The 12769-nt window shown below is 67.2% G+C and carries 13 protein-coding genes; 1 reads left to right on the top strand and 12 read right to left on the bottom strand.

Annotated features, from left to right (window positions below):
• Positions 1-167: 167 nt before the first annotated feature.
• Positions 168-1499 carry an MFS transporter gene (locus ACCC94_RS08670; protein ID WP_413348950.1) on the bottom strand — a complete coding sequence of 444 codons (1332 nt, stop codon included), beginning with the start codon at positions 1497-1499 and terminating at the stop codon, positions 168-170.
• Between the two features lie 338 nt (positions 1500-1837).
• Here ACCC94_RS08670 and ACCC94_RS08665 point away from each other — a divergent pair, with 338 nt between their 5' ends.
• The gene (locus ACCC94_RS08665; protein WP_413348921.1) at positions 1838-2743 is read left to right on the top strand and encodes a LysR substrate-binding domain-containing protein; all 906 of its coding nucleotides are present in this window, start codon (positions 1838-1840) and stop codon (positions 2741-2743) included.
• Between the two features lie 225 nt (positions 2744-2968).
• Here the strand turns inward: ACCC94_RS08665 and ACCC94_RS08660 are convergent, their stop codons facing one another.
• The 11 genes from ACCC94_RS08660 to ACCC94_RS08610 all read right to left on the bottom strand — a co-directional run.
• On the bottom strand, positions 2969-3409 hold the full coding sequence (locus tag ACCC94_RS08660; RefSeq protein ID WP_413348919.1) for an excinuclease: 441 nt from the start codon (positions 3407-3409) through the stop codon (positions 2969-2971).
• Between the two features lie 26 nt (positions 3410-3435).
• Positions 3436-3834, bottom strand: coding sequence for a hypothetical protein (locus ACCC94_RS08655; protein WP_413348917.1), 399 nt, complete (start codon positions 3832-3834; stop codon positions 3436-3438).
• A 46-nt stretch (positions 3835-3880) separates the two neighbouring features.
• The gene (locus tag ACCC94_RS08650; protein WP_413348916.1) at positions 3881-5107 is read right to left on the bottom strand and encodes a beta-ketoacyl-ACP synthase; all 1227 of its coding nucleotides are present in this window, start codon (positions 5105-5107) and stop codon (positions 3881-3883) included.
• Entirely contained in the window at positions 5107-5835 is a 729-nt protein-coding gene (fabG, locus tag ACCC94_RS08645) for a 3-oxoacyl-ACP reductase FabG (RefSeq protein WP_413348915.1), read from the bottom strand. Before fabG ends, ACCC94_RS08650 begins: the two co-directional genes overlap by 1 nt.
• Positions 5832-6314 (bottom strand): hotdog family protein, encoded by a 483-nt coding sequence (locus tag ACCC94_RS08640; RefSeq protein WP_413348914.1) that lies wholly within the window; start codon positions 6312-6314, stop codon positions 5832-5834. Before ACCC94_RS08640 ends, fabG begins: the two co-directional genes overlap by 4 nt.
• On the bottom strand, positions 6311-7519 hold the full coding sequence (locus ACCC94_RS08635) for a beta-ketoacyl-[acyl-carrier-protein] synthase family protein (protein WP_413348913.1): 1209 nt from the start codon (positions 7517-7519) through the stop codon (positions 6311-6313). The genes ACCC94_RS08640 and ACCC94_RS08635 overlap by 4 nt, the downstream gene beginning before the upstream one ends.
• Positions 7516-7998, bottom strand: coding sequence for a hypothetical protein (locus ACCC94_RS08630; RefSeq protein ID WP_413348912.1), 483 nt, complete (start codon positions 7996-7998; stop codon positions 7516-7518). The genes ACCC94_RS08635 and ACCC94_RS08630 overlap by 4 nt, the downstream gene beginning before the upstream one ends.
• A gap of 2 nt (positions 7999-8000) precedes the next feature.
• Positions 8001-8723: a class I SAM-dependent methyltransferase gene (locus tag ACCC94_RS08625; RefSeq protein WP_413348911.1), complete on the bottom strand. Its 723-nt coding sequence runs from the start codon at positions 8721-8723 to the stop codon at positions 8001-8003.
• A 17-nt stretch (positions 8724-8740) separates the two neighbouring features.
• Complete coding sequence (locus ACCC94_RS08620) at positions 8741-9979, bottom strand: NAD(P)/FAD-dependent oxidoreductase (RefSeq protein WP_413348910.1); 1239 nt, start codon at positions 9977-9979, stop codon at positions 8741-8743.
• Complete coding sequence (locus ACCC94_RS08615) at positions 9966-11129, bottom strand: sodium:proton antiporter (RefSeq protein ID WP_413348909.1); 1164 nt, start codon at positions 11127-11129, stop codon at positions 9966-9968. Before ACCC94_RS08615 ends, ACCC94_RS08620 begins: the two co-directional genes overlap by 14 nt.
• Positions 11123-12769: MMPL family transporter (locus ACCC94_RS08610; RefSeq protein ID WP_413348908.1), on the bottom strand; the 1647-nt coding region annotated here is incomplete at its 5' end. The genes ACCC94_RS08610 and ACCC94_RS08615, both read right to left, overlap by 7 nt.

Genomic DNA, 12769 nt, shown 5'->3' with positions numbered 1-12769 from the left:
AGATTGTGAACGCAAGGATCGCGCCACATCTTGTTACGACTTAAGTCGTAGGTTGGGCAAAATCTCTACAGGTCCCGTGACAAAGGCCCTGCTTGAAACGACATCCATGTCTTTGTACGACCGTTCCATGTCGTTTTTGGATAAGTAATAGTGAAGATGTGTAGAAACTACCCATCTTTGCGAAGGGCTGGAAGATCGCGAGGTAACACTGCCAGGCGCGCCAGGTGCAGCGCCACCAAGAGGCAGATACCCAGCAGGCCGGCGATGAACAGGCCGACGCCGTTCCACCCGTAGTAGTGCCAGAACACACCGCCGGCGGTACCGGCGACGCTGGAGCCGACGTAATAGCAGAACAGGTACAGCGAAGAAGCCTGGCCCTTGGCTTTCAGCGCACGGCGGCCGATCCAGCTGCTGGCGACCGAATGCGCGCCGAAGAAGCCGAAGGTGAATACCAGCAGGCCCGCCAGCACCAGAACCAGCGGTTGCAGCAAGGTAATCAGCAGCCCGCCGAGCATCAGCGCGATCATTGCCCAGAGCACCTTGCGTCGGCCCAGGCGGTCGGCCAGCGAGCCGACCCAGGCGGAGCTGTAGATACCCGACAGGTAGACCACCGAGAGCACGCCGACGAGGGCCTGGCTCAGGTGATAGGGCTCTGCGAGCAGGCGGTAGCCGATGTAGTTGAACAGGGTGACGAAGGCGCCCATCAGCAGGAAACCGACCAGGAACAGCCAGGGCAGCCCGGCATCGCGCAAATGCCCGGTGAAGCCCTCGATGAGCCTGCGCGGCTTGAGCGGCGCCGGGCGGAAGTTCTTCGATTCGGGAAGGATGCGCCAGAACAGCAGCGCCGCCGCCAGGGCGAGCACGCCCAGGGTGGCCAGCGCGACATGCCAGTTTACGTAGTCCACCAGCACGCCGCTGATCAGCCGCCCACTCATGCCGCCGATGGCATTGCCACCGATATAGAGTCCCATCGACAGCCCGATGTGCTGCGGGTGGATCTCCTCGGAGAGGTAGGTCATGCCCACCGCCGCCAGACCGCTGAGCGACAGGCCGAGCAGCGCGCGCATGGCCAGCACGCCGTGCCAGGTCGGCATCAGCGAGCTGCCGAGGGTGAACAGCGCGGCGAGGACCAGCGAGGCGACCATGATCGACTTGCGCCCGATGGCGTCGGAGATCGGCCCGGTGACCAGCAGGCCGAAGGCCATGGTGATGGTCGAGATCGACAGCACCAGGCTGCTCTGCGCAGCGCTCAGGCTGAAGGCCTGCGACAGCACCGGCATCATCGGCTGCACGCAGTAGAGCAGGGCGAAGGTGGCGAAGCCGCCGGAGAACAGCGCAAGCGAAGTGCGCATGAATTCCGGGGTGCCTTTCTCGATGTAGGTTTCGATGTCTTCGACGGCGCGCACTACGTCGCCATTGGCTTCTCGCGCGCTTTCCAGCAGCGCGGCCGGATCGTTGGCGGCGACTGGCTCTGTTACGACGGACGGCTCGGCCGCCATGGGATGTTCTTCCCGCAAAGCCCGCAGGGCAGGTTGACTCACGACACACCTCAGGTGGAATGACAGCAGAGGGCCTGGAATGGCGGCAAGGGCCCGCGCGGCCAGGCAGGGAGCAGGTTGGTAGTCGTTATTGGGCTTGTGTGGAAAGGATAAGGAGCGGGCTTTATTATTTCCAATATATTAATCGACACGTTTGAGTCGTTTTACGAATCGTTGCGTCTGCGTCATACAGGCGGCGGTTCGCGAGCAAGCTCGCTCCTACGAAGAGCGCGCTGGCATCAACCTGTAGGAGCGAGCTTGCTCGCGAACCGCACGGCACGATCCCCTGTGAGGGCACCATGGAACTGCGACACCTGCGTTATTTCATCGCCGTGGCCGAAGAGCTGCACTTCGGCCGCGCCGCCGAGCAGCTGGGGATTTCCCAGCCGCCGCTGAGCCAGCAGATCCAGGCGCTGGAGGAAGAGATCGGCGCGCGGCTGCTGGAGCGCACCAACCGCCGCGTGGCGCTCACCGAGGCCGGCAAGCTGTTCCTCGATGAAGCGCGGCAGGTGCTGCAGCAGGTGGATCGCGCCGTGCTCCTGGCCCGGCGTGCGCACCAGGGGGAGATCGGCGAGCTGAAGGTCGGCTTCACCGCGTCGGCGCCCTTCACCTCCAGCATCCCACGCGCCATCCTGGCGTTCCGCCAGGCTTATCCGGACGTGCACCTGGACCTGCAGGAACTCAGCAGCGGCCAGGCAGTGCAGGCGCTGCTGGAAGAGCGTGTGCAGGTCGGCCTGATCCGCCCGATTCCGTTGCCGGAAACCCTGGAGGCCGTGGAGCTGTTCAGCGAGCCCCTGGTGGCCGTGCTGCGCGCCGACCACCCGCTGGCGCAGGCCAGCCAGGAGGGCCTGGAATTCGCCGCGCTGGCGGATGAGCCTTTCGTGTTCTTCCCGCGCAGCTACGGCACCGGGCTCTACAGCCAGCTGATGGCGCTGTCGCGGCAGGCCGGCTTCAGCCCGCGCATCGCCCAGGAAGCCGGCGAGGCGATGACGATCATCGGCCTGGTGGCGGCGGGGCTGGGCGTGTCGATGCTGCCGGCGTCGTTCCGCCGGACGCGGGTGGACGGCGTGGTCTATCGCACCCTGAGCGATCCGGGCGCGACCAGTTCGGTGTGGCTGGTGCGGCGGCGCAACGAGGCGTCGCGCTTGGCGCAATCGTTCTTCGACCTGGTGACCCAGGAAGTCCAGGCCGGCAGGGCCGGTTGAGCGATCGCAGGGCGGATGAAGCGGAACGCTTTATCCGCCGCTACCCCAGGCAATCCGGCGGATAACGCCTGAGGCGTTATGCGCCCTACGGTGAGGCGCGTGGCGCGGATTACCGAGTGGGATCGTAGGGCGCATAAAGCGGAACGCTTTATCCGCCGATACCGGAGGCAATCCGGCGGATAACGCCCGAGGCGTCATGCGCCCTACGCGAGGGCACCGTTCGGCTTACTTGGCGTAGTCCGCCTTCAGCGCGACGCCGGCGATGACTGCGCCGGCGTGGCACTCGAACTGCCTGGCGTCCTTGTACTCGTTGCGCTTGTAGTAGCTGACGATGTTGGTCACGGCGGTGGCGCCGACTTTCTTCGCCGAGTCCTGCAGGGTGATCAGTGCCGACTGCAGCGCCCAGCGGCAGGCTTCCTCGTCGCTCTTGTTGAAGGCGTTGGTCTTCTTGTTGGTGATGGCGCCGGACTGGACCACGTTCAGCTTGTCACCCGCCGGGTTGCCCGCCAGGTAGAACTTCACGCTGCCGTCCAGGCGACCGGCCTTCACCGCCTCGGCGACGACTTCGTCGAAGGGCAGGTGCAGGGTGGTGTCGCGAGCCTGGCTGATGCCGGGGATGGACGCGCAGAGCGCGAGGGCAAACAGCCCGAGGGTCTTGCGTTGCATGGATCGACTCCTTGTCGATGAGGGGATCAGTTGCTCGGCGGGGCGAGGTGCAGGTTCTGCAGGATCTTGTTGTTGAGGATGGCGACCCACTTGTTGTAGTTGCGGTGGATCTGCCCGTCCTTCTCGTCCAGGCCGCGGCTGCTGCGCAGCTTGATGGAGTAATGCTGGCTGCTGTAGGGAATGCTGACTTCGGCGTGATGCCGCTCGCGCACGGTGATCTCGGCGTAGATCACGTTGCCGGAGTCCTGCTGCACGGTCCATTTCTGCTCTTCCAGTGCATCATGGATCGCCGCCTGCACCTGCACCGAAGTGCGGTTGCTGTCCGGCGGCAGGCTCTGGTCGATGTTCTCCACCGGCTTGGTGGTGCAACCGACGGCCAGCACGGCGGCGGCGCACAGCAGAACGCTACGGATCAGTCGGGACATGGATTGCTCTCCTTGCAGTGTCGTTGGGCTGTTGCGGTGAGAATGCTCAGCGCCAGCGGCGGAAGATCAGCGAAGTGTTGATCCCGCCAAAGGCGAAGTTGTTGTTCATCACGTACTCGTGGCTCATCGCGCGCGGCTCGCCCCGCAGGTAATCGAGCTCGCCGCAGCGCGGGTCGATCTCGTCCAGGTTGAGGGTGTGCACGTAGCGGTCGCTGTTCATCATCTCGATGCTGAACCAGGATTCCAGCGCGCCGCACGCTCCCAGAGTGTGGCCCAGGAAACTCTTCTGCGAGCTGATCGGCATGCGATTTCCGAAGAGTTCGCTGGTGGCCAGGGTTTCGGCGATGTCGCCCTGTTCGGTAGCGGTGCCATGTCCATTCACATAGCCGATGGCGTCGGGCGCGAGGCCTGCGTCTTCCAGGGCCAGCTCCATGGCGCGGCGCATGGTCGACTGCTCCGGGCGGGTGGTGTGCTGGCCATCGGCGTTGCTGCCGAAGCCGACGATCTCGGCATGAATACGCGCACCACGGGCGAGGGCGTGGTCCAGGTCTTCCAGCACCAGCATGCCGGCGCCTTCGCCGATCACCAGGCCATCGCGCCCGCTGTCGTAGGGGCGCGGCGTCTGCTGCGGGGTGTCGTTCTTCAGGCTGGTGGCGTAGAGCGCGTCGAACACCATGGCCTCGGTCGGGCACAGCTCCTCGGCGCCGCCGGCGAGCATCAGCGGCAGGCGCCCGAAGCGGATCGCCTCGTAGGCGTAGCCGATGCCCTGGCTGCCGCTGGTGCAGGCGCTGGAGGTCGGGATCACCCGGCCCTTGAGGCCGAAGAAGATGCTGATATTCGCCGCGGTGGTGTGCGGCATCATGCGCACGTAGGAGTTGGCGTTGAGGCCGTCCGCCACGGAGTTCAGCAGCATGTTGCCGAACGCCTTGATCTCGTCGGTGCTGCCGGTGGACGAGCCGCAGGCCACACCCATGCGCCCGTCGCGGATGGATTCATCGTCGAGCAAACCGGCATCGGCCAGCGCGCGCTCGGCGGCGCCCACCGACAGGCGCGAGACGCGGCCCATGCTGCGCAGCTGCTTGCGGGTCCAGTGCTTGGGCACCGTGAAGTCCAGCACCGGACCGGCCAGGCGGGTGTTGAGTTCGGTGAAGCGGTCCCACTCGTCCATGCGGCGGATGCCGCTTTGGTTGGCGTTGAAGTTCGCCTCGATGCTCGCCCAGTCAGAACCCAGGGACGTGATGCCCGACATGCCGGTGATGACCACGCGCTTCATCAGCACAGCCCTCCGTTGACCGCCAGTACCTGGCGGGTGATGTAGCCGGCCTCGGCCGACATGAGGAAATTCACTGCGCCGGCGACTTCTTCCGGGGTGCCCATGCGCTGGGCGGGGATCATCTTGAGGATTTCCTCGACCGGCACCTGCTCGTCGAGCATCGCCGTGTCGATCAGCCCCGGCGCAACGCAGTTGACCGTGATCCTGCGCTTGCCCAGCTCGATGGCCAGCGCCTTGGCGGCGCCGATCACGCCGGCCTTGGAGGCGCTGTAGTTGACCTGGCCGCGGTTGCCGATCAGCCCGGACACCGAGGTGATGCAGACGATGCGCCCCGGCTGGCGGCGGCGGATCATCGGCATGATCAGCGGATGCAGGACGTTGTAGAAACCGTCGAGGTTGGTACGCAGCACCTGGTCCCAGTCCTCTTCGCTGAGCGCGGGGAAGGCGCCGTCGCGGGTCAGGCCGGCGTTGCACACCACGCCGTAATAGGCGCCGTGGGTTTCCACATCGGCTTCGAGGATGCTGCGCGCCGCTTCGCGGTCGGCCACGTCGAACTGCAGCACGCGGGCGCTGCGCCCCAGTGCTTGGATTTCGGCTTGCACGGCGTCGGCTTCGGCGCGGCCGCTGCGGCAGTGCAGCACCAGGTCGAAGCCGGCCCGGGCCAGGCGCAGGGCGATGGCGCGGCCGATGCCGCGGCTGGAGCCGGTTACGAGGATGGAATCAGTCATACGCTTGGCTCTTTCGAATCGGTCTTCTTGAAATCGGGTTCCTGCAGGTAGCTGGCAACCTCGGGCGGGCGGAACACGGTGAGGCGCGCCAGTGCCTTGATCCCCGGCCCTTCGAGATGGCATTCGAAGACGCCCATGCCGTTGTCGTCCTGCAGGGTGCGGATGGCGTGGATGGTGATTTGCGCGCCGGCCGGGAAACTCGCCACGTCGCACTGGTACTGACGCGTGCCGAGCAGGAAGCCCAGCTCCACCGGCTCGCCGCGCGAGCGCGCCTGGTAACCGGCGTAGGCAGCGACACTCTGCGCCATCAGCTCCACGCCGACCCAGGCCGGCAGGCTGCCGTCGGCCTCGTTGAACAGGCCGCCCGAGCGCACCGTCAGGCGCGTGCGGATGTCCTCGTCGCCGAAGTCGAGCACTTCGTCGATGAGGATCATGTCGCCCGCGTGGGGCAGCAGGGAGGCGATCGGCCAGTCGATCATCGGGTCACTCCAGAGTCCTTGCTCATCTCGCCCAGGATCAGGCTGATGTTGTTGCCGCCGAAGGCGAACGAGTTGCTCATCAGGTAGCGCGGGCCTTCGGCCGGCAGTTGCGGTGCGTCTTCGCCCACCAGTTGCAGCGCGGGCAATTGCAGGTCGGCGATGCCGTCCCAGCGTTGCGGCGGCAGGCGCCGGTCGGGGTTGTGCTCGCCCAGCAGCAGCCAGCAGAACGCCGCTTCCAGCGCGCCGGCGGCGCCGAGGGTATGCCCGGACAGCGGTTTGGTCGAGGAGCAGGGTACGCCGGCGGGAAACTCCGCGCTGACGGCAAGGCTTTCCATGGCGTCGTTATGCAGGGTCGCGGTGCCGTGCAGGTTCAGGTAGGCGATCTGCCCGGCGTCCAGTCGTGCGTCGGCCAGCGCCTTGCGCATCGCCTCGCGGGCACCACGGCCTTCGGGGTCGGGGGCCGAGATGTGGTGTGCGTCGGAGCTGGCGCCGGCGCCGAGCAAGGCCACTTCACTGGGCTCGCGGGTCATCAGGAACAGCGCGGCGCCTTCGCCGATGTTGATGCCCTTGCGGTTCGCCGAGAAGGGCTTGCACAGCTCGTCCGAGACCGCTTCCAGTGCGCTGAAGCCGTTCAGCGTCAGCTCGCACAGGCTGTCCACGCCGCCGCACAGCACGGCGTCGCACAGCCCCAGCTTCAGCAGCCGACGTGCGCTTTGCAGGGCGCGGCCGCTGGAGGTGCAGGCGGTGGAAATCACGTAGGTCGGGCCGGCCAGTTCATAGTGTGCGGCGAGGTACACCGCCGGGTCCGACAGCTCCTGGTGCGAGTAGTGGAAGCCCTCGGGCAACTGCCCGTGCAGGCGGTGATGGCGAATGCCCTGGGTGGTTTCCTGGATGCCCGAGGTGCTGGTGCCCAGCACAACCGCCACGCGCGCGGCCCCGTAGCGCTGGATGGCGGCGCGGATAGCCGGGTCGATCTGCGTGGCGGCGGCCAGCAGCAGGCGGTTGTTACGGGTGTCGTGGCGCTTGTCGGGGATGGCCGCCAGGCGCGCCTTCACCGTGCCCACCGGAATGCTCCGGCCCGGCACCCAGCCGGCCTGCACCTGCATGCCGGCGGACTCGCCCGCCAGCAGCGCGGCGGCCACTTCGCGGCGGTCATTGCCCAGTGCGCAGATCAGGCCCAGCTCGTTCAGGTAGGTCGCGGTCATGGGACTGTTTCCAGAGGCGTCACGTGGTAGCGCAGGTCAGGGCTTTCCAGGTCGAAGTCCTGCGCCGAACGGTAGCTGATCTTCCAGCGCTGCTGCAGGCTGCGCTGGCCGTCGCGCACCTGGTAGTCCGTGGCCCGGTAGCGTGCGGCGAGCTCGTCGTCCGCAGCGAGGGCGAACAGCAGCACCGCGAAGAGCTCGCGCGCTTCGGGGTTGGGCGGCAGCAGGCCGTCGTTGCTCCATTCTCCATCACGCAGCAACTGGCGCGACAGCGGGATGCCCAGCGGATCGATCAGCGACCAGCGCAGCGCTGCGCCCTCCTGCTGGACGACCAGCAGCCAGTCCTGGCTGGCGCCTGCCTGTTCGCGCTGGATGTGCAGCTGCAACGGCGTCGCCAGCGGCGGCATCGCAGACGGCAGCGGCGCATGCTGGGCACAACCGGCCAGCAGCAGGACGAAGGCAAGACTCAGCCAGCGGATCATGCTCAGCGGCTCTCCAGTGGTTTGCGTACCACGGCGTTGACCAGGGTTTCCTCGCGCTGGCCGAACGGCTTGGGTTTGCGCAGGCCCCAGCGCTCGAGCAGGCCGAAGTCCCTGGCGCGGCTCCACCACAGGTACGGGTAGGAGACGTTCTTCTCGCTGAATTCGAAGCCCTGCTCGCGGAGCATCTGGAGGTACTGTGCGGCGCTCTTCTGCACGTGCATGGGGTGGCGGAAGAACCAGCGGATCACCCAGGTATCGATGTACGCCTGGGTGGACTCGGCGAACAGCAGCAGGCCGCCCGGCTTGAGCACTCGCCAGAACTCGGCCAGCGCACGCTCCTGCTCCACCAGATGATGGAAGGTCTGGTGGCAGAACAGGATGTCGACGCTGGCCGAAGGCAGCATCAGGTCGGCGCAGTCCGCGCAGTTCAGCTCCACCTCGATATTCTCCCGCGCGGCTTCCATGGCCGAGCAGTCGAGGCTGTGCGGGTCGGCGTCCAGCCCGATCATGCGGCCGGGCTTGAACGCATCGCGCAGCAGGCGGAAGGAGCGGCCCTGGCCGCAGCCGGCGTCGAGCAGCACCGGGTTCTGCGGGACGTCCCAGCTGACCAGGCGCTTGAGGTCGTTGATCGCCACGCGCAGCACGTGGTGCTGCCAGGTGTGGCTCTGCAGGAACCAGAAACCGAAACGGGTTTCTTCGACGTAGGTGGAGGCGGGGCGGGTCATGACAGTCCTTGTCCTTTTCAGCTGGCGCAGATTTCGGAGAGCACCCGCAGGCGGCGCTGCGGTTCGGCGACGAAGGGGTTGCGCGTGTCCCAGGCGTAGCCGGCGAGGATCGAGCAGATCATCCGGCGGATGTCCGGGTCGGCCTTCTCGTAGAAGATCACGTCCTGGAAGCTGCCGTCGTACCAGCCTTCGACATAGGCGCGGAAGGTATCCACGCCGCGCTTGAGCGGCCGGGCGAAGTCGGCTTCCCAGTCCACCGTCTCGCCCTTGAGCTGACGATCGAGCAGGTTCGCCGCCATGCTGGAGGAACGCATGGCGATGGTGACGCCGGAGGAGAATACCGGGTCGAGGAACTCCGCCGCGTTGCCCAGCAGGGCGAAGCCAGGGCCGGCGAGGCGCTTGACGTTCGCCGAGTAGCCGCCGAGGGTGCGCGCGGGGGTGTCCCACACGGCGTTCTTCAGCAGCGGGCGCAGGTTCGGCGCGGCGTCGAAGAAGCCCTTCAGGCAGGCGTCCAGGTCATCCAGCCTGCCTTCGAAATGGCGATCCTCGGCAACCACGCCGACGGAGGTGCGGCCGTCGCTGAAGGGGATGGTCCAGTACCAGATGCCGCGTTCCTCGGGGTGGATGCTGATGAGGATCTTCTCGCGGTCGAATTCGGGCGCGTCGATACGGTCCTCGATATGCGTGAACACCGCACGGCGCACCGGGAAGCCGGACGGCGCTTCCAGATCGAGCAGGCGCGGCAGCACGCGGCCGTAGCCGCTGGCGTCGAGGACGAAGGCGCATTCCACCTCGTACTCGCTGCCGTCCAGGCGGCGCACCCGCAGGCGCGGGCAGTCGCCGGTGAAATCGGCGGCGATGATCTCTTCCTCGTAGCGGATTTCCACGCCCTGCAGTTCGGCCTGGTCGGCCAGCAACTGGTCGAAGCGTGCGCGCTGCACCTGGAAGGTCGAACCCTTGCCCTGCGTGAACTTGTCGCGGAAGTCGAACGCGGTGTAGCGCTCGCCCCAGCCGAAAGCCGCACCGTGCTTGGTCTGGAAGCCGGCGGCGAGCACGGCGTCGAGCATCCCCGCTTCCTCGACGAAGTCCAGGCAGTGCGACAGCAGGCTCTCGCCGATGGAGAAGCGCGGGAAGCGCTGGCGCTCCAGCACCAGCACGTCGTGGCCCTTGCGCTTGAGCAGGGCGGCGGCGATGGCGCCGGAGGGCCCTGCGCCGATGACGACGACGGTGCGTTGTTGCAGATCAGGGGCAGGCATCAGAAGGGCTCCTTGCCGGGGCAATGTCCTGGGTGGCGCTGCGCGGACGGCGCACGCCGCAGAAAGCGGGCAGCAGGGTGGCGAACAGGCTCATCAGCAGCAGGCTGAAATACAGCAGCGAGTCGATGTGGCCCTGCTGGAACAACAGGTTGAGGAAGACGATCTCGGTCAGCCCGCGAATGTTCAGCAGCAGGCTTTCCTTCCACAGCTCGCCACGGCTCGCGCCCGGCAGCGCCCAGCGCAGGCCCAGCCAGCTGCCGGCCAGCTTGCTGAGCACCGGCAGTACCAGCAGCGCGCCGAGGTACAGCCAGGAATAGCCGGAGAGGGCGTAGTGGAAATCGATCTGGAGGATGCCGAAGGTCAGCACCAGCGGCACCAGCAGTGTGTTCTGCAGTGCCTGCCCCGCGCGTGGCGACACCGGCAGGCGGAACGGCTGGCGCACCGCGGCCTGGGCCATCAGCCAGGTAATGGCGAACACCAGGGTGTTCAGGTGCCAGTGCTGGAAGGCGATCATCAGGCCGAAGAATGGCAGGCTGTAGGCCAGGTGTTGACGCACGCCGAGCAGGCGCAGCAGCAGCGGAACCGCGCCCGCCAGCAGCGGCCACAGCAACTTCGACGGATCGCTGCTGCCCTCGGCCAGGCCGAACAGGCTCCAGCACCACAGGTCCATCAGCACGGCCGCGTGCATCAGGCGGCGGGTGGCGTCCTCGGGATAGTCGATGTTGCGCAGGAACAGGTAGAGCACCGGAATCGCGGTGATCGCGAACAGCAGGCCGATGCCCAGCACGCTCATGCCCTCGCGCACGCCCAGCAGCCACCACGCGCTGGCCATGCCGCAGGCCAGCGGCACGGCGAAACTGGGCAGGGCGATCTTCAGGCTCTGGCGGCTGACGTCGAGGTCGATCACGTCACTCAGGATATGCCCCAGCAGCAGCGCGAAGCCGATGTCGTAGAGCGGCCGCAGCCAGGGCGCAGCGACCAGCGTGCGCACCTCGAAGCCCTGGCCCTGCAGCGCGACGAACAACAGCGGCAGCAGCAGGCCGGCCACCAGCAACTGGCTGACGATGGGCAGCAGGCGCAGGCGCCGCCCGCCGATCACCGCGCCGGCGAACAGCGGCGGCATGGCCAGCCAGAAGAGGACCGTCAGCATGCCGGCGCTCCTTCGCGGGGGCTTGCCTGCGCCCAGGGGCAGAACAGGAAACAGAAGCCCAGGCCAAGGCCCACGGCCAGGCCGAAGTTGCTGATCACCGGCGTGGCCGACAGCGCCAGCAGGCCGAACGACAGCCAGGTGGTGATGGCCGCCAGCAGCACGCCGACCAGGCTCACCGCCGCGCCGCCGACGCGCTCGCGCATGAGGATGGTGTAATCCACGCCGATGGCGGTGACCAGCAGCAGGCCGAACAGGCTGAACAGCGTCAGCGGCTGGCCCAGCCAGCCGAGGCTGGCGAGGCTGCACAGCGCCGCCAGCAGCGGCAACAGGACGATGCGCAGCGCGCCGCGCGGGCCGAAGGGCTTGAGCAGCAGGGCGAAGATCAGCACGCAGGAGAGCAGCTTGAGTTCGGTGGCGCTGACCTGGGTGGCGGCGAACAGGCGGTTCAGCTCGCCGAGGCGATCCACCAGCTGCACGCCTTCCAGACCTTTCGCCTGCTCGGCCAGCACGCCTGCGTCGGACAGACCTTGCAGGCTCACCAGCCCGGCCACGCCGCCGTCCACCGTGCCCAGCCAGAGCGGCCGCCACGGCTCGCCCAGCGGGCCTTGCAGCGCTTGGTCCAGATGCTGTTCCGGGAGTTTTTCCAACTGCTCCAGCTCGGCTTGCAGCGCGGCCTGTGGAATGCCCAGGTCGATCAGCGCCTGCCAGTGTTGCGGCAACTGGCGCAGGGCCTCGCGGGCCTGCTGTTGCTGCTGCGCGGTGGCGAGCAACTGGTTGAGCGCGAGGTAGCCCTTGAGCTGGCCGGAGGCGACCAGCTGGTCCAGCCGTGCGGCGAATTCGGCCTGGCGCTGCAGCAACTGGGTTTCATCGCTGGCGCGAACCAGGAAGAACTGGCTGGTGGGCTGGTAGCCGGTGATGCGAGCGGCGGCCTGGGCCTCGCTGAGCAATTGCGGCCTGGCGCCCAGCCACTGGCGCAGGTCGTTCTTCACCTGCAGTTGCCACAGCCCGCCGGCGCAGAACAGCACGACCACCGCGAGCAACGGCCAACTGCCGGTGCGCTGGAGCAGGGACTCGCGCAGGCGGATCAGGCGTTCGCCCAGCGCCAGCAGCAAGGGTTGCGGGGCGATGGCATCGCCGCGCAGCAGCAGCGGCAGCAGGCCGATCACGCACAGGTAGGCGGCGAGCAGGCCGGCCACCGAGAAGGTTGCCACCTGGGTCAGCGCCGGGAAGGGCGTGCAGGCCAGGGCGAGGTAGCCGATCAGGTTGGTGGCGAGGCTGAGGAGCAGCCCGCGCTGGCTGAGCTTCAGCGCGTGCCAGGGCTGCCACTGCCCTTCATTGTTGCCAGTGGCCGTCCAGGCTTTCGACAGATAGTGCAGCGGGTAGTCCGAGGCCACGCCGATGAGGCTGGCGCCCAGTACCAGGGTGAGCAGGTTGATCTTGCCGAACAGCGCGATGCACGCGGTGGCGCCGGCCAGCACGCCGACCAGCACCGGCAGGAAGGCCAGCAGTGCACGCACGCGGCGGAAGGCGAGCAGCAGCAGGAGCAGGGTACCCAGCGCGGCGCCACCGCCGACCCAGGTCATCTCGCGGCTGGCCTGACGCTGGCCGTCGGCGGCGTAGAGCAGGCCACTGGCGGCGAC

Source organism: Pseudomonas sp. Pseusp97 (assembly GCF_047304025.1).
In the GTDB taxonomy this organism is placed as follows: Bacteria; Pseudomonadota; Gammaproteobacteria; order Pseudomonadales; family Pseudomonadaceae; genus Pseudomonas.
This window is presented reverse-complemented; position numbering and strand designations above follow the sequence as displayed.

Coding starts and splice junctions, on each gene's coding strand:
- ACCC94_RS08620 (WP_413348910.1), bottom strand. CDS start 9,979: ATGCCTGCCCCTGATCTGCAACAACGCACCGTCGTCGTCATCGGCGCA.
- ACCC94_RS08630 (WP_413348912.1), bottom strand. CDS start 7,998: ATGATCCGCTGGCTGAGTCTTGCCTTCGTCCTGCTGCTGGCCGGTTGT.
- ACCC94_RS08655 (WP_413348917.1), bottom strand. CDS start 3,834: ATGTCCCGACTGATCCGTAGCGTTCTGCTGTGCGCCGCCGCCGTGCTG.
- ACCC94_RS08670 (WP_413348950.1), bottom strand. CDS start 1,499: ATGGCGGCCGAGCCGTCCGTCGTAACAGAGCCAGTCGCCGCCAACGAT.
- ACCC94_RS08615 (WP_413348909.1), bottom strand. CDS start 11,129: ATGCTGACGGTCCTCTTCTGGCTGGCCATGCCGCCGCTGTTCGCCGGC.
- ACCC94_RS08665 (WP_413348921.1), top strand. CDS start 1,838: ATGGAACTGCGACACCTGCGTTATTTCATCGCCGTGGCCGAAGAGCTG.
- ACCC94_RS08640 (WP_413348914.1), bottom strand. CDS start 6,314: ATGATCGACTGGCCGATCGCCTCCCTGCTGCCCCACGCGGGCGACATG.
- ACCC94_RS08635 (WP_413348913.1), bottom strand. CDS start 7,519: ATGACCGCGACCTACCTGAACGAGCTGGGCCTGATCTGCGCACTGGGC.
- ACCC94_RS08660 (WP_413348919.1), bottom strand. CDS start 3,409: ATGCAACGCAAGACCCTCGGGCTGTTTGCCCTCGCGCTCTGCGCGTCC.
- fabG (WP_413348915.1), bottom strand. CDS start 5,835: ATGACTGATTCCATCCTCGTAACCGGCTCCAGCCGCGGCATCGGCCGC.
- ACCC94_RS08625 (WP_413348911.1), bottom strand. CDS start 8,723: ATGACCCGCCCCGCCTCCACCTACGTCGAAGAAACCCGTTTCGGTTTC.
- ACCC94_RS08650 (WP_413348916.1), bottom strand. CDS start 5,107: ATGAAGCGCGTGGTCATCACCGGCATGTCGGGCATCACGTCCCTGGGT.